General features: G+C 31.4%; 15 protein-coding genes. 1 reads left to right on the plus strand and 14 read right to left on the minus strand.

Features of this window, described 5'->3' with window-relative positions; all coding sequences use genetic code 11:
- Nucleotides 1-114: 114 nt before the first annotated feature.
- From BN4220_RS17245 to BN4220_RS17270, 6 genes are all read right to left on the minus strand, one after another.
- Nucleotides 115-1707, minus strand: coding sequence for an extracellular solute-binding protein (locus BN4220_RS17245; RefSeq protein ID WP_066719422.1), 1593 nt, complete (start codon nucleotides 1705-1707; stop codon nucleotides 115-117).
- A gap of 729 nt (nucleotides 1708-2436) precedes the next feature.
- On the minus strand, nucleotides 2437-3639 hold the full coding sequence (locus BN4220_RS17250; RefSeq protein ID WP_066719424.1) for a glycoside hydrolase family 130 protein: 1203 nt from the start codon (nucleotides 3637-3639) through the stop codon (nucleotides 2437-2439).
- A complete protein-coding gene (locus BN4220_RS17255; protein ID WP_066719427.1) occupies nucleotides 3629-4813 on the minus strand; it encodes an AGE family epimerase/isomerase in 1185 nt (394 codons plus the stop codon). Before BN4220_RS17255 ends, BN4220_RS17250 begins: the two co-directional genes overlap by 11 nt.
- A 154-nt stretch (nucleotides 4814-4967) precedes the next feature.
- Entirely contained in the window at nucleotides 4968-5807 is an 840-nt protein-coding gene (locus BN4220_RS17260) for a carbohydrate ABC transporter permease (RefSeq protein ID WP_066719430.1), read from the minus strand.
- The gene (locus BN4220_RS17265) at nucleotides 5807-6787 is read right to left on the minus strand and encodes a carbohydrate ABC transporter permease (protein WP_066719433.1); all 981 of its coding nucleotides are present in this window, start codon (nucleotides 6785-6787) and stop codon (nucleotides 5807-5809) included. The genes BN4220_RS17260 and BN4220_RS17265 overlap by 1 nt, the downstream gene beginning before the upstream one ends.
- A 75-nt stretch (nucleotides 6788-6862) precedes the next feature.
- Nucleotides 6863-8230 carry an ABC transporter substrate-binding protein gene (locus BN4220_RS17270; RefSeq protein ID WP_082812368.1) on the minus strand — a complete coding sequence of 456 codons (1368 nt, stop codon included), beginning with the start codon at nucleotides 8228-8230 and terminating at the stop codon, nucleotides 6863-6865.
- Between the two features lie 402 nt (nucleotides 8231-8632).
- Between BN4220_RS17270 and BN4220_RS17275 the strand changes: the two genes are divergently transcribed.
- Nucleotides 8633-9541: an AraC family transcriptional regulator gene (locus tag BN4220_RS17275; RefSeq protein WP_066719436.1), complete on the plus strand. Its 909-nt coding sequence runs from the start codon at nucleotides 8633-8635 to the stop codon at nucleotides 9539-9541.
- Nucleotides 9542-9790: 249 nt separating this feature from the next.
- Here the strand turns inward: BN4220_RS17275 and BN4220_RS17280 are convergent, their stop codons facing one another.
- From BN4220_RS17280 to BN4220_RS17315, 8 genes are all read right to left on the minus strand, one after another.
- Nucleotides 9791-10801, minus strand: a complete 1011-nt coding sequence (locus BN4220_RS17280; RefSeq protein ID WP_066719439.1) for a LacI family DNA-binding transcriptional regulator — start codon at nucleotides 10799-10801, stop codon at nucleotides 9791-9793.
- Nucleotides 10802-11057: 256 nt separating this feature from the next.
- The gene (locus BN4220_RS17285; RefSeq protein ID WP_066719445.1) at nucleotides 11058-14285 is read right to left on the minus strand and encodes a DEAD/DEAH box helicase; all 3228 of its coding nucleotides are present in this window, start codon (nucleotides 14283-14285) and stop codon (nucleotides 11058-11060) included.
- A 308-nt stretch (nucleotides 14286-14593) separates the two neighbouring features.
- Nucleotides 14594-15871, minus strand: coding sequence for a D-alanyl-D-alanine carboxypeptidase family protein (locus tag BN4220_RS17290; RefSeq protein ID WP_066719450.1), 1278 nt, complete (start codon nucleotides 15869-15871; stop codon nucleotides 14594-14596).
- Nucleotides 15872-16171: 300 nt separating this feature from the next.
- Complete coding sequence (locus tag BN4220_RS17295; protein ID WP_066719452.1) at nucleotides 16172-17875, minus strand: N-acetylmuramoyl-L-alanine amidase family protein; 1704 nt, start codon at nucleotides 17873-17875, stop codon at nucleotides 16172-16174.
- A gap of 155 nt (nucleotides 17876-18030) precedes the next feature.
- Nucleotides 18031-18609: an SF0329 family protein gene (locus BN4220_RS17300; protein WP_066719454.1), complete on the minus strand. Its 579-nt coding sequence runs from the start codon at nucleotides 18607-18609 to the stop codon at nucleotides 18031-18033.
- Between the two features lie 67 nt (nucleotides 18610-18676).
- Nucleotides 18677-19066, minus strand: coding sequence for a DUF6483 family protein (locus tag BN4220_RS17305; RefSeq protein WP_066719457.1), 390 nt, complete (start codon nucleotides 19064-19066; stop codon nucleotides 18677-18679).
- Between the two features lie 417 nt (nucleotides 19067-19483).
- Entirely contained in the window at nucleotides 19484-21862 is a 2379-nt protein-coding gene (locus tag BN4220_RS17310; RefSeq protein WP_066719458.1) for a sensor histidine kinase, read from the minus strand.
- Nucleotides 21837-22544 (minus strand): response regulator transcription factor, encoded by a 708-nt coding sequence (locus tag BN4220_RS17315; RefSeq protein ID WP_066719460.1) that lies wholly within the window; start codon nucleotides 22542-22544, stop codon nucleotides 21837-21839. The genes BN4220_RS17310 and BN4220_RS17315 overlap by 26 nt, the downstream gene beginning before the upstream one ends.
- Nucleotides 22545-22607 lie beyond the last annotated feature (63 nt).

The raw sequence follows: 22607 nt of genomic DNA on the forward strand, positions 1-22607 counted from the left end.
CCTTTATTTTTTATAATAAAGAGTATGATAAATGCCTTATATATAAAGTCAAAAGGCTGTTGCAAAATTAGCTTTCAATATCTAATTCGCAACAGCCTTTCATAAAAGAAAAGCCTATTTCAGATTATCATTGTAAATTTTGCAAAAATCATCAATTTTTAAGTTTTTCATCTCATTTACATATGTATCCCAATCATTCTCAACGCTCTTCTTTCCTGTTATAAATGCATCTGCCCATACTTCAAATGCATCCAATAACGGAGTTTGTAAAACCCCAGCATCCTCTGCTGTCATATCATCAAATAGTGGTGTTGGTGGAATTTCTTGAATTACATTCCCCATAGCTGCTACTACTTTATTTATACTTGCATAGTTTTCATCATATTTTGTCATTTCACGTTCATTAACCCAAACCAATTGAGTAACATCAGAACCACAGCCATACTTTACTTGAAGTGTCTTATAGACACCCTCAGCAGAATTTACTAGTTCATCCGAATATGTAATCTTCCCATTTTCCTCAGTATAAGTAACACCTTCCACTCCTAGACACCATAATTTAGCGCCTTCCTCTGAGAAAAATACCTCATCAATAGTTTTCACAACACGCTCAAAATCTTTTCTCTCTGCAGTTGCTGCTGGGAACATAATTCCAGAACCAGTACGACTCTTTGGTTGGTGATGAGCACCAGCTGGTCCTTCAAGTGCTGGATACATCTGTAGTTTAAAGCCATCTATTTCAGAAGCTGCGGTTACACCACCAATTTGATCATAATATGCATACGTAGCTATAGATTTACCACTCGCTAATTTTTGTGACCAAGCATCACCATCAATTGGATCAGCCATTTCAGGATCTAATAGCCCTTCTGCATATAATTTTGCTAGATAGCTTATGTACTGTTTATAACCGTCACTAATAGCACCTGTGAAATATTCACCTTTTTCATAATTCCAACTTAAAGTGTTAGTACCTGAAGCTCCGTTTTTACCTAAACTAACTCCAAAGGCTGGCATAGTCATACGATACAAAACGCGAGGTCCTGCTAAGATTGTAAGTGGATAAGAATCTGGATTTTTCTCCTTATATGCTTTTAAAATCTTATATAAATCATCATATGTTTTAGGAGCTGCTAATCCCTCTGTAGTTAAAAAATCTTCTCTTAAAATAAGGCCGCCATCATAAAACGGTATATCAAATAAGCTTGGTAAGTAATAACGTTTACCATCCGCTAAATTCAATGAATTTATGGCATCTGTCAAACCAAATTTTTCAACATATGCATTAAAATTTGGAGTAAGATCTGAATAGTCACTAATTGGTACCAATGCTCCATTTAATGCAAGAGAAGCATTTTCACCTTTTGTACTTTGATAAAGTATTACGTCGGGAGTATTATTACCGGTATTTAAAGCTAATGAAACTTTTGTTGCATAATCAGCAATTGGAATTACTTCAAACTCAAAGTCGACATTAAATCTTTTTTCAGCTTCAGTAACTGTTAGCCAATCTTCCTTAAATGGTAAGGTCGCATTATCAGAGTAATAAATCTTAATTTTTACTGGATCTTGATTATCTGATCCATTCGTTGTTCCCTTGCTAGAATCCTTTGAACCAGTATCAATAGAATCCTTACCTTTACTACATGCAGTAAATAAACTTACAACCATTGCTAGTGTTAATAACAACGCTACCAGTTTTTTCATTGTATACCTCCTCCAAGCCTTTTATTTTATTCTAATGAGAATTGAGATGCATAAAATATATGAATGATAAACACAGTATTAATAAAGGAAACAAATTCATAATATAGTTCTATGCTTTGTTTCGTATTAACATTGTTCTATGCTTTGTTTCATATTAATGTTGTATTTATATTTCATAAATTCAATAATTTTATGTATCTTTATTTCATAATTGTATATTATCATCATTTCCTAAATTAGTCAATATTATATTGCAATATAGTTAAAAATATTTTCAATATTTATTTATTCTATACAAAATGCACAATTTCAATTTTTAAGTAACTGTTAATTCTAATTACTCATATCTTTATAAATTGTATAAAACTACAAAAATGACTTTTACAAATTTTCATTTTAACGATTTATCAGAATAACTCACTTATTTATTCAGTTCCTGCATAAAATAAAAGGATAACCTCTGTAAAATCAGAAGTTATCCTTGAATTCATAATTGATTCTATTAAAAATCCGTCCTTTGTGTATCCTCACATTCAACTTAAACTGTGTTCATTTAATTTTACTCCAATATAATTTAATAAAACAAAAAATACAAATGAAAACTATTATAAAGAAAATCAATAACGATACCATAAACATTCACCCTCATCAACATAAGTTATTATGATATTATAGTATGCTAAGTAGCGATTCAGAGTACGAAATCGACTTATTATTTTAAATTCATATTTAAATCTCTGTTATTGTTTCATTAGAAATATTATACTTTTTTAGAATTTCTAAGTTCTTCTCAATTAACTCACGTCTTTGTGCAACGCACTCTACCGAACGCAATGGATCACTTGGCGTTTTAAATACATAGTCTTTCAACTTCTCAATCGTTGTAGTTGCAACATGAACTCTTGTATCCGAGGATGCATAATAAACATACACGGTCTCATCCTCTGCAACGATAGCTCCATTCGTAAAAACTACATTCGAGACATCCCCCACTCTTTCATACCCAATTGGAGCAATGAGATAACCAGATGGCTCAGCAATCACTTCCCAAGGTTTATTTAAATCGGTAGCAAATGCATAAATCACATAACGTAGTCCTGCGGCGGTATTTCTAACACCATGTGCAATATGAATAAATCCCCGATCCGTTTTAATTGGAACAGCTCCTGCTCCATTCTTTGCCTCAGTAATTGTGTGATACTTACGTTTACTCGTGATAATTTCTTCATCAATCACAGCATGCATAATATCATCACATAATCCAAAACCAATGCCACCACCAGAACCAGTATCAATGAAATCATCCATTGGCCTTGTATAAAATGCATATTTCCCATTTACAAATTCCGGATGTAACACTACATTTCTTTGCTGAGCCGAATTTAAGGTTACTAAATTATCAAGTCTATCCCAATGTTTTAAGTCTTTGGTTCTTACAATGCCTGCGCTTGCTATGGCTGCCGATAGGTTATTAACACTAAAATCCTTTTGTTCTGAACAAAATACTCCATAAATATAACCATCTTCATGTTTTGTAAGTCTCATATCATAAACATTGGTTTCTTCTTTGCATACATCTTCAAATAAAATAGGTGCTTCTTTAAACTCAAACCCTTCAACACCGCTGTCGCTTTCCGCAATTCCGAAAAAGGATTTTCTATCATTTCCTTCAATTCTAGCAACTAAATAGAACTTACCGTTAAGCTCTATAGCGCCTGAATTCATAACTGCATTTACTCCAAGACGCTCCATAAAATATGGATTCGTTTCCATATTTAAATCATATTTCCAAGTTACTGGAATGTGTTCCCTTGTAAGTACTGGATTTTGCCAACGATCATAGATACCATTATAAAAATCAGATTTTTGATTCTTTCTTTCTATTGTGGTTTTATATTTTTCAAGTTCAATGTAGTAATTTTTATGAAGCATCTATGTTCCTCCTTATGATTTCAAAGCACATTCTTCCGTTATGATATGGACACTTCCACGGTTCAACAATTGGTTGTCTGCTACTTGGTTTTCCTTCATCATCTACTTTCCAAAACCACTCAGAGCCTGCCCGTTTATCAACGATATTTTCTTTTATGTAATTCCATATATCTTTTACTGCTTGTAAGTATTCTTGTTTACTCGTATCTTTTTCATAAGCATTTAAAAATCCAACCAAAGCTTCAGCTTGAACCCACCATATTCTCGATTTATCAACAACTCCTCTATCACATTCATTCCAAAGGGAATGCTTATGATAAGCGGTCGTAAAAATTTTTCTCTCTAACTCGGACGTGATTTTCCCCAAATGCTTCGTAAGTTCATTATTACCTAGAATTTCACAGGTTCTATCAATAAGCCAAGCGGTTTCGATATCATGGCCATAAGAATGCAAATCAAGAATGCTTTGATAGGTTTTATTAAAAAATACTTCTTGACGACTTAGTAAAGGATTATAGACTTTTTCTGCTATAGTATTAAGAATCCATTCCAGACATTTCTTTACCTCATCTTCTTTTGTTACACGATACAGTTCTGTATAAGCTTCCATCACATGTAGCAATGTGTTCATCGTTTTTTCTGCGTGGACACCATTTTCAGAAAGCTTTTCATTAGATACTGGTATGAATTTCTCATCAAAGGCTTCAAGATAGCCATATTCATCCTTACATTTATGCTCAATCGTATGGAAAATATCTTTTGCTATCCTTAGCGCCTCTTCCTCTTTCGATACATCATAATAAGAGGATAATGCATAAATTGCAAAAGCTAAATTATAGGTATGTTTTGTACTATCGTTAACACTTCCATCATAGTTTAATGACCAGTAAATTCCCCCGTTTGTAATGTCATAACAGTAACTCTTTAAAAATGTAAAAGCATGTTTTGCATCATTCAATAAGGATTTATCTTTTAAAATCATATATGCATTTGAAAAAAACCAAAGTATTCTACTATTTAAAATAGAACCTTTCACTGACAACTTATCAATGTTTAAATCAAAATCCATATAGCCATAGTAGCCACCATAGGTGCTATCTTTCATGCTTTTCCAAAAAGGAATAATCTTATCTATTAAATGGTCTCTAACTTCCTCAATCAGCAAATCTCCCACCTGCTCTTTCTACATTGCTCATTCTACCTTACCATTCTTTATTGCCCTTCTTCATTGCCCTTCCTGCCTTACTCTTTCTAAATTACCAGTCTTCCTAATCCTTTCTACCTCTCTTTTATACCTTACTTTTTCTATCTAATTAACTCTTTCAAAATTACCCTTTTACGGCCCCCTGGGTAAGTCCACTATAAATTTGCTTTTGACATAGAATAAAAATTATTAATGCTGGTATTAAAGTAATGATAACGCCTGCACATATGTAATTGTATTGATTTCCAAGAGGACCAGTAAACTTATATAACGAAGTTGATACCGTTACTAATTTAGATTTTGTTTGTAAATATAAATTAGCCATATAATACTCATTATACGTACCGACACCTTTTAAAATCATAACGGTAATAATTGCTGGTTTTAATAAGGGGAACAAAATTCTTAAAAACACGCCAAAATAACTAGCTCCGTCCATAATTGCAGATTCATCTAAGGAAACCGATATATTCTCAAAAAACTGAAGGAAAATATAAATAGAAATTACATCTGTTCCCATCATTAATAAAATGTAGCCAGGCATCGAATCTACTAAATTTAGAACTGTCATAATTCGATAAACGGTTACCTGTGTTGCGATACCAGGAATTAATGTGGCAAATAGAAATAGGTTTCTTATTAAACCATTCCCCGGAAATTTAAAACGATTTAGAATATACGCTAGCATTGAACCTATCATTATGGAGCCAAGCAAAACAAAGAATAAAATAATCGCCGAATTTCGAAATGCAATCCCCATATCCGCCTTTTGAAAAGCGGTGATAAAATTATCAAAATAAAGCCAACTTCCCGGCATTTCCATGACATTGGTTTGTTTATATTCGGCTTCTGTTTTAAAAGCTGTAATTACACAGGAAGCCACTGGCCAAACTGCTATAAATGAAAAGAATATTAGCGAAGCATATTTAATAAATGTTAAAATGAAATTCAATAGTTTCTTCATTAACCATTTACCTCCTTCGCTTGTCTTTTTTTCTCTAATTTTCTACGTCGTAAATCATTATCCTCATTTTCTTTAAAGACATATTTAAAGAATAATTTTTGTAGAATTGCCGCAAAGGTAATTATCACCAATAATACCACTGCCATTGCAGATGCTAAGCCAACCTTTTGGCTTTTATGTGCAATTTCATGCATTTTAACAAAATACGTAGCAGTACCATTGGCACCAGTGGTAACAACATAGGCGATTTCAAATGCACTTAAGGATCCTGTTATAGATAAAATAACATTTAGGAGAATAATGGTTCTAATACTTGGTAATATTATGTACTTAAATTGTTGCCATTTATTTGCACCGTCTAAGCTAGCCGCTTCGTATAACTCAGCATCTACGGACATAATAGCACCAAGAAACAGCACCATATTCTGTCCAAAATACCTCCAAATCGAAGCAGCAACCAAAGATATATTATTAATACTTTGGTTTTTCAACCAGTACGGAAGATTTTCAAGGTCAAATCCAATCCACTGCAGTACCGTGTCAAATACAAATCCTCTTGTATAAAAGAATTTAAAAATAAATCCTACTGCAATTCCGTTAATCAAAAAAGGGAAAAACATTGCGCCCTTAAAAAAGCTACCTCCTTTTGCCTTATAGCTTAAAATTGTTGCTAAATACAAAGATATAAAAAGCTGAATAACTGATCCACCCATGTAATATAAACTTAGCCAAAGAGCCTTAAAACAATCATCTCTTGTAAAAACAGCTTTGTAATTATCTAAACCAACGAAGGTACGTTCTCCAATGTATTTCATTCTATAAAAACTAAATTCAAACATTTTAAAAAATGGAAGATATGTAAAAACAAATAGCAATATAAGTGGTATTAACATAAAGGTAACTATAATGGTTGCTTGTTGCCCTTTTCTACTTTTAAACCATTTTATGATTTGAAAAGACTGCCTTGGCTCCTTATTCATATAATCCTCCCTTTTTCTAAGTTTAAGCCAAGAAGTTTCCCCTCTTGGCTCAAACTTATTATAAATACTATGTAATTATTTTTGATCAATACCTAAAGTTGTTTGGGCATCTGACCATTTTTGATTCCACTCTGCCATAATATCGTCATAAGACATATCACCATTGGATGCATGTTCAATAATCCCTTGAACTTTTGAATTTCCACCTGCATTAATATTTAATTCAGATTCTGCATTTAATTTGTTTAAAAAGTCTTCTTCACCTTCTAATGCAGATGCATCGGCAACTAGTTCTATTCCATCAAAAGCAGATAATGTATCCGGATATTTATCACCTTTTGCAATTGGAATACCACCCTGATCGTAAGAGAAATTAGATTCTTCTGTTAGCCATTTTACATATACCTTAGATGCAATTTGATTATCTTTTGATGCTTTTGCATTGATACCATAGTTATAATCGCCACCAGCAGATGCATATTGTTTACCATTTACTGTGATTGGGAATGGCATATATCCAATATCTGCAGCATTATCGCCTGCTTCTTGCATTTGTATAATAGCCCAAGAGCCAAGAACCATTGTAGCGATTTGACCATTATTAATCATTCCTTTACAACCTTCCCAGTCGGTTGTAGTATAATCATCCTCAATTAAGCCATTTTTAGTTGCATCATACAATACCTTGTATACTTCATATGCGTGTGTACCATCCGAACGATTTGAAAATGGAGCAGCTTCATGTATTAGTACTTGATTCATGTAATTTGTATCACCAGTTGCTGATCCACCTAAATATGCATCCCATGCTCCCATTGTCCAACCAGCAGCATAATTTGTATATAACGGAATCGCATCTGTACTATCCTTTACTTTTTGAAGTGCAGCAATAAAATCCTCTGGAGTTTTTGGAAGTTCAGTTATACCAGCTGCTTCAAATACCTTTTTGTTATAAACGATACCTTGAGCATTTCCTGTTGATGGAATTCCATATACCTGTTTTCCATACTCCCAGCCATTTGCAAAGTTATAGATTCCATCTAGAGTATTAAAATCTCCATAGGAAACAAAATATTGACTAAGTTCATTTTTATCTACTGCTGGAATCATCATAATATCACCCCAGTTATCGGATGTAAGACGAATCAATGCGTCGGATGCGTAATCTGTAACACCTTCATATTCCACATTAATATTCGGATATACTTCGTTGAATTTTGTAACATAATCTTTAAACACATTATCTACAAGATCCGTTCTGTGAGTTAATACTTTAATTGTTGTTTTAATATCTTTGTAATCTTCACCCAATTTAATTTCATTAATCTTTGGAATACCATCTTTTGTAGCACCTGTGTTTTTGTCCTTATTGCCACAACCAACTAGAGAAATAACAAGTACAAGAACTAAAGCAAGACTAAATAACTTTTTCATAAATCTCATCTCTTATCCTCCTATTTTTCAATTAAGTTAATTTAATTATTTTTAACTTAAATTAATTATATAGTATAATTCTAAATTAGTCATTAAACTATCTTGCTAAGAATACCAATATCTTGTCTTTTTTGTATAAATTTAACATTTATTTTTATATAAAGAGAATTTTTTATGCATATCTTCTAGGTCTTTATACTTATATTGTAAATTCAAATACTGATATTTTAATAGTAACTAATTTTTTAAGTGTTTTTAAGTGATTTATTAGCCTATGTTTATTTGACATTGTAAGTAATTGTTGAAATATGTATGGTATTAGTGTATACTGAATAGGAAATTTATTACTTTTTTTTGACACTCATACATCATAACTACTTATCTATCCTAACATAAAAAAAGGAGTAAACTATGAATTCTCCCAGTGATTTATTTCAAAACTTAATTACAGAAGAGGCTATTTTATTACCAGGCAAACTAAATACATATCAACCTACTTTTTACACAGTATCTGAGCAAGCTAAAAAAGCTTTTTTTTATATTACATTTTTTAAAAGATGCATGATATCTAACTTAAACTATTATGGGATTAAATCAAATGCAGATTATTGCTTGCTATACACAGATCAAGGAGAAGGTATTATCAAATACAATGGACAAGATTATACATTACCATCTGGTAGTATACTCTTTATAGATATGAAACTATTAAGTCATATTCATGCAAAAGAAATGAAGCCTTGGAACTTTTATTTCATCCTACTGAATGGAAATAATATTACTTCGTATTATGAATTATGTACAACTGATGGACTTTCTTTGTTACCTATTTCAAATATTTCAAACATACCATTCATTATAAAAAAATTAGAAGGAAGCATAGTTACGAAGTCAATCGAAGATGAAGCCGTTCATTCCAAGCTAATTACGGATTTATTGACGGAAATTATAATCGAAAAAAACAATTCACAATATAAAACAGAAATCATACCAAGCTATATCCTAAAAATTAAAGAATTGTTTGATAATAACTATTCCGAAGTTCATACCCTTGATTCAATCGCAAAAACATTTCATCGTAGCAAGTATAAACTATCAAGAGACTTTACAAAGTACATGAACATTTCCCCCATAGAATATCTAATCTGTAGAAGAATTGAAAATGCGAAAGAGCTGCTTTGTCAAACAGACGATATGATCCATGATATTGGAATTTCCATCGGTATGGAAAATACCAATCATTTCATATCAACATTTAAGAAAAAAACAGGTGTTACTCCCCTTACTTATCGCAATCAGCATCAAAGAAAGATTATTTGATAATCTAATTTGACCTTAATTTAGTTACTTTGATTTGATAATTAAAAAAAGCTTATAAAATCATTACTAAATTCTTAGTTCTATTAACATAGTAAATGATTTTTATAAGCTTTTTATTTTATCTTTTTCGTAATTCAAGTAGTGATTAAATTGATCAATTAAATTTACTTTTTAACTCAGTCAATTAATTTCATCAACTAATTTATTTCATTAATAAATTTGAATAATTAATTCCATCAATCAACTTACTTAATTTAACTTTTTAACACTATCTCTAATTACAATTCTTCCTTGAACCATTGTAATTCCAGACTTATATTGCTCTTTGTGAAGTTTCTTTCGCATGATATGAATGCTCTTTCTTGCCATTTCTTTCATATCAACCTCGTAAGTTGTTAATCTTACATCAACATCAGACACAACAGGAATATAATAATTATCGAAGCCCACTACTGAAATATCTTCTGGTACTCTATAACCTTTTTTCACAAGAATACGCATCAATTCATATGCCGTACGATCACAATTACAAACAAAAGCGCTAGGTAATTCCTCTGGTAGCTCTATTTTTAGATCTTTAGTAATGGAATCACGGTCATCAAGAATCCAGTCTTCTCTTGGCTTTAACCCATGCTCTAATAAGGATTTAGAATAGCCAAAGTAGCGATCTGTAATACTACTTGTAGCCAATACGGTTCCAACAAAACCTATGTTTTTATGACCCATGTCAAATAAATAATTTGTCATTATGTATGTTCCATAAAAGCTATCTGAAATTATAAAATCATCATTTGGACTGTCATAATAAAAGTCGAGATATATCAGCGGTACATCACAATTTTCTTTTAATAAAGTTAAGTACTGCTTATTGATTCTTCCAATCACTATAATTCCATCTGTTTTCTTTTCTCGTACCATTCTAGAAATTACTAAATTTTTCTCATCCTCTAAACTTAGTACTTCTAACATCGTAAAACAATCTTTTTTTGCTGCATGGGTAACAACATTTTGATATAGTTCCCAATAAAAAGATGTGTTTTTCTCTAAGTAAAGTTCAGATACAAGAACTCCTATATTATAGGTATTCGTTTCAGTTAAGGCTATGGTTGGGCGTTTATAGCCCAACTCATTCGCCAATTCTTTAATTTTATCTCTTAACTCAAGACTTACACCACTTTTTCCAGCCAATGCTTTTGATACTGTTACTGTACTTACATTTAGCTGTTTTGCAATATCCGCTAATTTAACCGACTTTCCCATTTATCGTTAACCTCACCTTTCCATTGAAGTAATCTGAGTTTTAGATTAATTTAAGCTAATTTAACTTAATTATAATTAAAAACACTTTAAAAGTCAACTTATTCATTAACGATTATCGTAATTGTTTCTTCGCTAATTATTCTTAAAATATTCAGCCTCTAACTATTATTAAAACCACTTACTTATCTACTATTTTTAAAATGAATCGTATACTAACTATCATCAAATTAACTTAAATTAACTTGTACATAAGTTATTATCGAAATAACTCTTCTAGTTCTTCTTTGGTTAAATTATTAATAAAGACTTCCTTGGACGTGATAATTGAATCGGATAATTGTTTCTTTCTTTTTTGTAGCTTATATATCTTTTCTTCAATTGAATTTCTAGTTAATAATTTAATCACATGAACGTTATTTTTCTGACCAATACGGTATACACGATCTGTTGCTTGTTCCTCTACTGCTGGATTCCACCATGGATCATAATGAATAACCGTATCTGCACCAGTTAAATTAAGACCTGTACCACCTGCTTTTAAGGAAATTAAAAATACCTGTCCTTCTCCTTGGTTAAAGCGTTTTACATAATCATTTCTCTCAGCTATATTAGTAGAGCCCTCAAGATAGAAATACTCAATTTGTTTCTTCTTTAACTCTTCTTCAATAATTTTTAACATCGAAGTAAACTGTGAGAAAATTAAAATACGATGTTCATTAGCGATTGCATCAGCAACTACTTCCAGTAATAATTCTAATTTTCCACTACCGCCTTTATAGTTATCAATAAAGGTAGCTGGATGACAACAAATCTGACGAAGTCTTGTTAATGCTGCTAAAATCTTCATACGATTTTGTTCCAAACCACCAGTTAAAATATCAGAGTAAAGATCACTACGAACACTTTCTAAGTAAGTCATATATACTTTCCATTGTTCATCTGTCATTTCAGTTAAAATCTTCTCTTCAATCTTATCTGGAAGTTCAGATAAAACATCTTTTTTCATTCTTCGTAATACAAAAGGACGAATTCTACGATTTAAATTCTCCATTGCCTCCTTATCATCTTTAAGGATAAGTTTTTCAAATCGATTTACGAATTTTGAATGGCTCATAAGATAATTCGGCATTATAAAATCGAAGATTGACCACAACTCAGATAATGAGTTTTCAATTGGTGTACCTGTTAATGCAAACCTATGCTTAGAATGTATTAACTTAACAGATTGAGCATTTTGAGAAGCTGCGTTTTTAATAAATTGAGCTTCATCAATAAATACTGTGTCAAATGATAATTTCTGATAATGTACAATATCTCTTCGAATCAGTGGATAGGAAGTAATAAATACATCAAAATCATCAACACGCTCAATCATCTCTTGTCTTTCTTGCGGATTTCCAGATACAACTGTAGCACGTAAATTTGGTGCAAAATTCTCAATTTCATCTAACCAATTATATACAAGAGAAGTTGGGCAAACAACTAGAAAATGAATCTTTTCATTTTTATCGGCTTTTTCCTTATGCTCATCAAGGACAGATGCCATATAAGTGATGGACTGAAGAGTCTTTCCTAGACCCATGTCATCTGCTAATATTCCACCCAGACTGCTTTTTGCAAGTGTTCTTAACCAGCGATAACCAACCAATTGGTAAGGTCTAAGCTCAGCATTAATATTTTTGCTAACTTCAAAAGTATTCCCTTCTGGTGAAAGAATTGAGTCAATGAGCTTATGGTATTCCTCATCTGTATTAACGATAAATTCACTATCTTGAAGCGCATCTTGCAAATAAAAGGCACTGCTTTTCGATAATTTAATGCTATCTTCTTCCATGTTTTTAGGTAATACATTTAAAGAATCAAGAATATCATTAATTTTTTCAATTCCAGCATCATCTAAATTTATAAAGCTTCCATCTTTTAATCGATAGTACTTTTTCTTTAACTGGTAAGAACGGAATAAATTCTTTAGTTCATCCTTTGAAATATCTTCATAATTGATATCTAACTCAAGTAAGTCAATTTCTGAGTTCACTTTAATACCAACTGTGAAATTACCAGTGGATCGTATTCCCATATTCTTAAAGGCATCGGAATAATAAAGTTCACACACTTGTGATAATTCATCAATTCTACCTGTTAAAAATTCAAAAATACTATTATCATTTTTTAGCAAATAAAAACTGCTATGTGCCTCAAAATCTAAATCATCAAATAATTGCATGATCTTATATTCTTCTTCTTTTTTACGAATGATAATATAAGAATCCGACTTAGGGTCCTCAAAGCAGTTAAATTCATAATCTCCGTAGCAAAATCTAAGTTCTGCTTTTATGCTATTTTTGTATTTGTCAAAGTAAACACGAGCCTTTAAATCTAAATCTAGATATCTACTCTTTAAACTTTCAGGAATTGCTATATCCATTGTATCGTGAAGTTTTGGGAGTACCTCTTCTAAAAAGCGTTGTTTGTTATCTCCTCGAAATACCAATGCTTTTTTTTCTTTTCCAAGTGTCTTATAAAATGGTACATAATTACGTATAAACTTTGGATTTGGTAAATAAATAAAACCATTAAAAAAGAATAATCCACCATCTTCAGAGATTGGTATTACAGGTTCTCTATCTTTATAATCTAATAATATGGAATCCTCAAAAATATCCAACTCATATTTTATGTTTGGATTTCCTTGTATAAATTTTGCATCCTCATATTTTTTTTGATAAAGTTCCAAATTAAAAGAACTCTTACCGATTGTTTTTAATAACTTTACCAGCATATTCTTCGATAACTGCAATTGAGACTTATTAAACAATTTCGTGTTTGTAACTTTATCAATTGCTTCTTGTATCTCATATATTTCTAACAAATAATCTAGTAAATTCACGGAAGCTTTATCAAATTCGCTCTCTCCTGCCACGAATTTAAAATCTTTTCCCAATACGATATTTTCTTTAGTAATATAATCAAGTAAAAATTTCTTTAATGATTGCACTTTATACATGCGATTACTACCTGCATATAACGTCAAAAACGCATATCCCGAGTCTGCTCGTAATATTGCAGGAATCGTAATCGTAGCTTCTATATGAAATATTTCCCCTACGGCTTTCGTTTCATCTTGGTTCGCAAAATAGTCAAGAACCTGAAATGCCCTTTTTTCCTCTGGACTTTTTGGTTCTTTCATCTGAGATTTCTCTTGGTATTTTAGTAAAAAGAGTAAAGATGCAACTACATGTTTGCATGCCCCTTTTTCTTTTAAATGAGTAGGACAATTACAGGTATAATCAAAATTACCATCTTCTCCTTCTGTTATCACAACATTATAATTGTAACTTCCTTTCACTATAAACCGGTATTGTTTCGATGATTTAGAAAATGCAGCATTAACAATACGATTTCCCTTATAATACTGTAGCCCTCGTGAAAAAACTATATCACTCGCAGCTAAATTCCTAATTCCGGTTCTTGATAAACGTAGCATAGTAAAAGCTCCTTCCAAAGCACACATTTGTATCAAATAAGATTAGCTATCATGATATTATACCACAAAATCGATAAATAGTCACAAAATGTGTACATTTATTTAAACTTTTTTCTAAATGCACAAAGATATCTTCAAAGGGAATCAATATTTATTCTTTTTTACGAAGAAAAAAATGGATATTCAATACATAAAAAGGGACTACCACAAAATATAAGTTTTTCCATGTCCAAAACTCTATTTTGCAACAGTCCATTATAAAAACATTTCCATCGATAAATCTAAAAATAACTTGTGACACCCTAATTCTAGTTAAAAAATAACTTAAATACTTCACTTAAAACAAACGGAAAATTAATTTTTTTCACTTCTTCTTTCACATAAACAGGTACTTCACGATATAATGTATCATTCACATAATATTCGATACTACCAACAATCGTATCCTTAAGAACAGGGGCTTCAACATAGGCTTTAATATTTGCTTTCGCTTGCACCATATCGCCTTCTTTTAATAAAAGCTCCTCATTTTTAATATTTTCTTTCATATAAAGAGTTCCCTCTGTCTGTCTTCCATTGGAGATTGCAATTTTAGATGGAACTTCAAAGTCAGGTTGTTGGATATGTAGGTCATCAAGTAAACGGTGTACCGTATAATTGTCCAGTCCGTATTTCATTAATTTTTGTGTATCCGCCCATTTATAACTCTTATTTGGTGGCCACCCGGATCCAAGAACTACACTTACAAATGTTCTACCTTCGATATCAATTGCTCCAACAAAACAATATCCTGCTTTTCCTGTAAATCCTGTTTTAATCCCAATTGCACCATCCATCATATAAAGGAATCGATCCTTATTTGTAACGTTAAAATTACGGTTTTTAGTTATTTCTTTAAAGGAATACGATGTTGTGGCAACAATATCTCGAAAATCTTTGTTTTTAATCGCATAACTACCAATCAATGCCAAATCAGCTGCAGTTGTAAAATGTCCCTCCGCATCCAAGCCATTCGGAGTTTTGAATTGAGTGTTTTTTGCCCCAATTGATTTTGCCTTTGCTGTCATCATATTACAGAAATTTTCAACGCTACCACCTACATGTTCTGCAATAGCAACTGCTACATCATTATGGGATTCTAGCATTAATGGATATAACAAATCTTTTAATTTATACTGCTCCCCAGTATTAATATTTAATTGAACATCTGGTTGTCTAGCAGCATTTGAAGAAACTGTTACGATATCGTCTAAATTTGCATTCTCTAAAACTACAATTAAAGTCATAATTTTAGTTGTACTAGCCATAGACATCTTATTGTAACCGTCTTTTTCATAGAGTACACGTCCAGTTGATGCATCCATTAAACAGGCAGAAAGAGCATAAAGTTTTAAACTTGCTTTATCCTCATCTACAAAAGGTCTTAATGACTCCATATGACTTGTTGCCGTATTTATTGTGAAATTAGTATAATTTGCATACCACTCAATAGCATTCACGCTTGTTTCTAGCCCTCTATAACAATAAGCAGTAACAGCAAAAAGTAACGCAACAAGTAGAATCTTCCATTGTTTTTCTTTCTTCAAAAACTCATCCCATTTTTTTCATCTCATTTCATTTTATTATATCTTTTCAATAATATTCGTAGATATTTAAAGAATGTGATAAGCTTTTTCATTTATATAATTTAATCCTCTTTCTACTGTAATTTTTCAATAAAATATGCGAAACTCCTAATAGTCAAACTTTAAATTTAAACTAAGAGTTTCGCATTTTTAAATAGATAACTTATTTAGTACATAAATTTAGTAACTTAGAATTAGTAACCTTGAATTAGTTACTTAGAAATAGTTACTTAAACTTAGTAACTTAGATTTGCTCACAAATTATCTCGGTATTTTTATTTTCTGTCCTGAAATAATATGATTTACATCATCAATTCTATTTAGTTTAAGTATATCTTTTAAGGATACCCCATAGCTTTTAGCAATCGCTGATAATGTTTCTCCTTTTTGAACGATATGAATAATTGTTTCTCCTTCATATACAGCTATTTCTTCAATATACTCTTTGATAGCATTTCCGATTGCCTCAGCAAAAAGCTGTTGATTTGCATCTTGTATCAGATATTCATAATCTTCTGGATTTGATAAAAACTTCGTCTCTAATAGTACAGCCGGGCAAGTTGTAAGTCTTGTTAAGGATAAACTGCTACTTCTTGGCTCTCTTGATGAAAACTCTAAAGCATTTGATATGCTCTCATTCATTATAAACGGAACATCTTGAAGTAAATTATAACTATAATACGTTATAAAACCACTGGATTTGGAATAATCAGACGTTAAGTCAATGGAATTACCATGAATCGAAACCGAAATGTCTGGCTTTAAGTTACGAATCGCTGCTACTCGATTGGATAAACTGTAAAATGTATCATCACTTCTTGTTAATACAACTGTAGCACCTAGCTCCTCTAAATACTCTTTTGTATACATCGTAATTGCTAAATTAATATCTTTTTCCGTTGGCCCGAAGGTTGATAAAGGTCCAAGTGCACCATTATCCGTATCACCATGGCCTGCATCTAGATAAATAACTGCTCCTTCTAAAGAGCCTTCAAACTTAAGGTGTGGTGCTTTCTTTAATTCAAAAAACATTGCACCATCTTTAAAATCTACATCATAACCACAAACGGTTGCATCATCATATAACGAAAATTCATAAGTCGCAGTCTTTTTCTTTTTATCAACACTTACAGAAACCGCACGTACGGTGTCATTACTGATAACCGTAGGTTTTTTAACTGTAACTGTATCATATAGTGTCAATTCTATTGATTTTTCATTCATTGTAACAGAATACATTGTATTGATATCCATGGTAAGCTTTGTTACAAGTACATTGGTCTTCTTATTATCCGTTACTACTGCTTTTGAAATCTTATTATTCCCTAACGTTTTCTTATAGGTTTTCACACTGGATTTACTAACATACGTACCATCCACTATTTTATAATAGTTACCGTCTTCTCCTAAGATACGAAATGTAGTTCCCTTGGTTATTGGCATAAGCGATAAGTCAGAGGCACTAATTTTAGTTCTTGGCATGGTATAATTAGCAGTAACTACACCATAGGTATCGGTCTCATATTTCTTGTATGTTTCTTTTGGTGTTGTCGTTGGTGTAGATGAACCACCAGATGAGTTAGAAGAACTCGCTGCTGATTTTTTTCTAGTGACGGTTAAAGTTTTTAGCTTACCATTATTCTCGAAAACAAATTCATTTTCACCAACTTCTAAATCAACATATACCGTAAAAAATCCATATAAGGTTGTCTCAATTTCTTCCCCATTCAGATAAAGAGGATAATCATAGTCACTTGCTCCTAAAATACTTATCTTGCTAGCCTTAGTTGAAAATTTGTCTTTCGGAGTCGTGATGATGATATCTTCTGGATTCTGGTATCCAGACATCAAATCAGATGCATATACAGTTTTTGCCCGTAAAAGAAAACATCCAATGAATGCAAATGCCAATAAAAACATAATAATAATTTTAGTTTTATAAGTTTCCTTCCGTATCTTTTCCATAAATTCTCCTCTCCCAGTCATTAGCAATGACATATGATTACTTATTCCATATAATAACATAATCTTACAAGGAATTTATGTTGTTTTTATGGCAATATGTGGATGTCCTAATTTATTTAGATTCTACCGAAAATTCAACAATGAAAATTGAAAATTTAAAGGATTCCTTCTTCTTCGCAACGAAGCTTATAGAAATACTGTACAATTGGATGTTTTAATAAAATGGTTTCACGCATATCCCTAAGTCGCTTTTTACCAACCCTACGATCTACTAAGGCTAATATATTTAAAAGAATATCTTCAGACGCGAGACATTGATTTACATTGCTCGATAAAAAAGTATTTGCAACTGTATAAAAGTCAGACTTACTTAGTAGCGTTTGAGCATTCATCATTTTCTTTGCATAATCCGCTATCTTTTTATTTCTTGCAATTACTTGGATGCGTTCTTCTGGAATCTTATTCCCACCTTCTTCGCGCACTGTTTTCATATCATTCTCATCTATTGGAAGAAATATACTCGTATCATTCTTTATTTCTTGCTCTGATTTATACCATCTAACAAAAGCTTTTTGTTCGCTCATATCAAATACTTCTTTTTTATCAACTGATATATAACATTTTCCTGATTTGTCAGGTGAATAACGATATGCAGTTGCACGGTATTCAACTCTCTTTTTTAATGATTCACATAAAAAACTTTCTAACTGTTGTTTTGTTTTACTCCAAGCCATTTTCTATTCCTTTTCAATTAGTACGGATATATAAAATCCGTTTTCTTACATTCTATTAACCTATAATTTATGGAATCATATCACCTAAAAAGGATTCTGTGAAACCACTGTATCCAAATTTATCACACACGCTTTTTATTCCATCCACAACTTCCCTTCTTGAATAATTATGTGTTTCAAGAAAATCATCATTCTTTTCATTCAAATAGGAATAAAACATAAGAGACATTTCAAATGCTTTCTTATCGGATAAATCAAGTTGATCTAATAACATGTTTTCCGCTTCATTTACCATCCCTGAATTAATCATGGCTATCAGATTATAATATTCTTCTTCTAAGTCTTCATTTTCAAAGTCAATTTGGTTCGGATCATCGATATCTACTTTAAAAACTAGTTTAGTCATAGTTCTTACCATTTCACGAATTAATCTCATAATATAATCTTGTTCAAACATGATTAACACTCCTTTATAATCATAATATTTAGTGGATATTCACTATCCATTTATGTTACTTATTAATATCCATATTACCACTTTGTAGTACTTCTCTCGATTCAAAAACGATTGTAATAAGGGGCTATCAGTTTTCTCTTTGAGAAAAGCTGTAAGACCGCCTTAATGAATTCAAAATAAAAAACTTCGCAGTAGTAGATTCATACTACCCGCGAAGTTTTTATTATATATGATATCTTAAATATAAAACTATTCACACTCTTGTTGCTACAATCGCTTTTCCGCTAGCTTGCAAATACACGATTTTGCTTTCAGAACCTGAACAAACATCGTTTATGTTCTACTTAATTGGTATCTATAAGCTATTAAACTTCACATTGCTTTTATTATACCATAATCGTGAATTCATTGCCATTTTTATCTTCGAAATAATAAGATTGCTTTAAATAAATCTCCATCTACTACAATTGAAAAATCCCCGCCTTGTAATTCCATAAAACTTTTCACAATAGCCAAACCAAGACCTGATCCTTCTGTAGTTCTTGACTTATCTCCTCTTACAAATCGCTCTGTGATGTCCTCTGTTAAGAAATCAAGTTCCGTTGCTGAAATATTTTTTATTGTTACAATAACCTGATCTTCTTTTTCCTCTAAATCCACATATGCTCTTGTATTTTCTAATGCATATTTACTGATATTAACAAGCAAATTATCAAAAATACGATAGGTCTTTTGACCATCCAAGGTTAATATCACTTTATCTTCTGGTAAGTGGGTACGTACTTCAATCTTTGCTGTTTCTAACTGATCTTTTAACTCAAATAGTACTTGCTTTATAAGAGCAACAATATCTACCTCTTCTTTTGCAACTTCAATATTTTTCGTTGTAGCTTTACTAACTTCAAATAAATCTTCGATTAGATTCTTAAGTCGGTAAGATTTTTGTTCTAATGTTTGAAGATAAGAATCTCTTTCCTCTTTCGTAATTGAATCATCCTTTAATAAATCGATGTATGTGATAATTGCAGTCAATGGTGTCTTTAAATCATGAGAAACATTTGTGATTAACTCTGTTTTCATTTGTTGACTTTTTACTTCCTGTTCCACTGCCTTTTTAAAGCCAGTCTGTATCTTCTTAATTTCATCTTTAAATGGTTCAAATAATCCTAAATTCTCTTCAATTTCAACCTCTAAATCGCCTTGTGCCATGCGATTGGTTGCTTTTAAAAGATAAGAATATTTATCCTTTATATTATTTAAATATCTTACAAGTAAAACAAATATGATGACTGAATAAATAAATAGAATTGGAATTCCAAAAAACCATATACTACATAGGATTAATAATATGATAAAGTTACAAGCAACTAATTTAAATACTACTCTATTTGTATTATCGGATAAGTCAAAAGATATTAATTTGTTATAAAATTTCGCACATTTTCCTTTTATCCAATAACATAATCGGATTGTTAATACTTTTTCTTTGCAATAACGCTTAAAACCGATTACAAAAACCTGTAACAAGGACAGTGTCATCATAAAAGCAGCACCTAAGACAAGAAACCACACTAAGGTATGAGTTGCAAAATTAGCGTAATATCTATCTACCTCTGGTAAGTTTTCAAAAATGGTAATACTATTATATCCACCAATCCAGTCATACGCAAATCTTCCCAATTCTCCTATTGGAAAAATCAAACAAAATGCTCCAATAAGAACAATTTCAAAAGGTATTTTAGATGACAGTCCCTGTGCCATTTGACGTGGCTTTAACATTGTAAATATTATTCCTAACGCAATAACAAAACCAATGCTTACAATGCTAATAAATACGAAACCTGTATTCATAAAATAATTCTGTTCGTATCTATAAACACTCCAGTAAAAATCATCCTGAATCGTCATATTTTCAGGAGCGGCATAAATAACCGTCATATTTTTTGGCATAGAAAATGAAATGTTATTGTCAAAAGATTCGACATCATAGATAAAATCATCGTAATTATAATTAGAAAAAAGGTTCGAAATATTCCTTTCATTTGCTCCATTAACGTTATTTACTTCAACCTTTCCATACGCATTATAAGTAAGCTTTACACTGAATGCATACTTTGATAAATCTAGAGTTGATAAATCTAAATTAGCAAATTTCTCCGAACTAGAAGTTACAACTTTATTCGTTAAGTCATCAATTACTACATAATCTAAATTTACATTACTTCGTACAAGTCTTTCCCAATAGGATACCCTTTCATTAATATAATTTATCGCATTTTTATATTCAGTTTCATAGTCGTACTCGTCTACATATTCATTTTCATAGTCATATTCGTCTACATAATCAGTTTCTTCATCATATGGAAATTCATCTGCATTTATAGATTCCTCTTCATTTACAGTCTCTTCTTCAGTGTCATTCACAGAACTATTTTGCTTGTTATTTACTTGAGCATTATTGCCTTGTGTGTTATTGTCTTGAGTATTATTGACCTTTCCATTATCGGTTTGTGTATTATTATCTTGAGTATTTAAATTTTCCTCAACTCCAAATACTTCAAATGGTGTAAGTGTTTTCTGTGCTCGTTCTTCTGCTACATCCATATAGAACGCATAATTCATTTTAGTAAGTAGTTCCACCATTTCATATGATTCGTATAAGTTTTCTTTTTCTTTATCTTTTTCTTTATCCCATACGAGTGGATATGCATTAACAACACAGACTGCTGTAATAAGTATTAATATCCATGCGATTATGGTTCCAACAATTCTACTGCTTTTCGATTTTGTATCCAATTCCCCATACCACCTTTAAATATTTTGGCTCTTTCGGGTTAATTTCTATTTTTTCACGAATGTTACGCACATGTACCATGATTGTATCAGTATTTACTGCACGTTCATTCCAAACCCGTTCGTATATTTCCTCCGCGGAAAATACTTTGCCAGCATTTTTCATTAATAGTTGCAAAATTTTAAATTCCATAGGTGTAACTTTAATTAAACTACCATCAACGCTTACCTCTACGGTATCTTCGTTTAATTCTAATCCACCAATCACTATGGTATTTTCTTTTTTCTCATTATGTTGTTCAATTGCCTGCAGATATTTTGAGTATCTCCTTAACTGAGAATTTACTCTTGCTAACAATTCCATAGGAGTAAATGGCTTCGTTACATAGTCATCTGCACCTATATTTAAACCTGTGATTTTATCAATATCTTCTGATTTTGCAGATAGCATAATCACTGGAAAGTCATATTTTTCTCTTAGCCTCATTGTCATGCTTATGCCATCCATTTTCGGCATCATGATATCAACGATTGCTAAATGTATTTCTTCTTTATCGATTATTTCAAGTCCCTCAATTCCGTTGGAACAAGCAAATACCTTATATCCTTGATTTCTTAAATAAATTGCTAAACCTTCTTGTATTTGTAAGTCATCTTCAACAACTAAAATATGATACTGATTCACGTTACTCCTCCTATTTATACAACAAGTATGTGTTTTTAGACATTTTAATTTTTCGCATACAAC

The organism is Clostridium sp. Marseille-P299 (genome assembly GCF_900078195.1).
In the GTDB taxonomy this organism is placed as follows: domain Bacteria; phylum Bacillota; class Clostridia; order Lachnospirales; family Lachnospiraceae; genus Lachnoclostridium.

Excerpts from the sequence above, each read along its gene's own strand:
- BN4220_RS17245 (WP_066719422.1), bottom strand. The coding sequence starts at position 1,707 with ATGAAAAAACTGGTAGCGTTGTTATTAACACTAGCAATGGTTGTAAGT.
- BN4220_RS17250 (WP_066719424.1), bottom strand. The coding sequence starts at position 3,639 with ATGCTTCATAAAAATTACTACATTGAACTTGAAAAATATAAAACCACA.
- BN4220_RS17260 (WP_066719430.1), bottom strand. The coding sequence starts at position 5,807 with ATGAAGAAACTATTGAATTTCATTTTAACATTTATTAAATATGCTTCG.
- BN4220_RS17265 (WP_066719433.1), bottom strand. The coding sequence starts at position 6,787 with ATGAATAAGGAGCCAAGGCAGTCTTTTCAAATCATAAAATGGTTTAAA.
- BN4220_RS17270 (WP_082812368.1), bottom strand. The coding sequence starts at position 8,230 with ATGAGATTTATGAAAAAGTTATTTAGTCTTGCTTTAGTTCTTGTACTT.
- BN4220_RS17275 (WP_066719436.1), top strand. The coding sequence starts at position 8,633 with ATGAATTCTCCCAGTGATTTATTTCAAAACTTAATTACAGAAGAGGCT.
- BN4220_RS17280 (WP_066719439.1), bottom strand. The coding sequence starts at position 10,801 with ATGGGAAAGTCGGTTAAATTAGCGGATATTGCAAAACAGCTAAATGTA.
- BN4220_RS17285 (WP_066719445.1), bottom strand. The coding sequence starts at position 14,285 with ATGCTACGTTTATCAAGAACCGGAATTAGGAATTTAGCTGCGAGTGAT.
- BN4220_RS17295 (WP_066719452.1), bottom strand. The coding sequence starts at position 17,875 with ATGGAAAAGATACGGAAGGAAACTTATAAAACTAAAATTATTATTATG.
- BN4220_RS17300 (WP_066719454.1), bottom strand. The coding sequence starts at position 18,609 with ATGGCTTGGAGTAAAACAAAACAACAGTTAGAAAGTTTTTTATGTGAA.
- BN4220_RS17305 (WP_066719457.1), bottom strand. The coding sequence starts at position 19,066 with ATGTTTGAACAAGATTATATTATGAGATTAATTCGTGAAATGGTAAGA.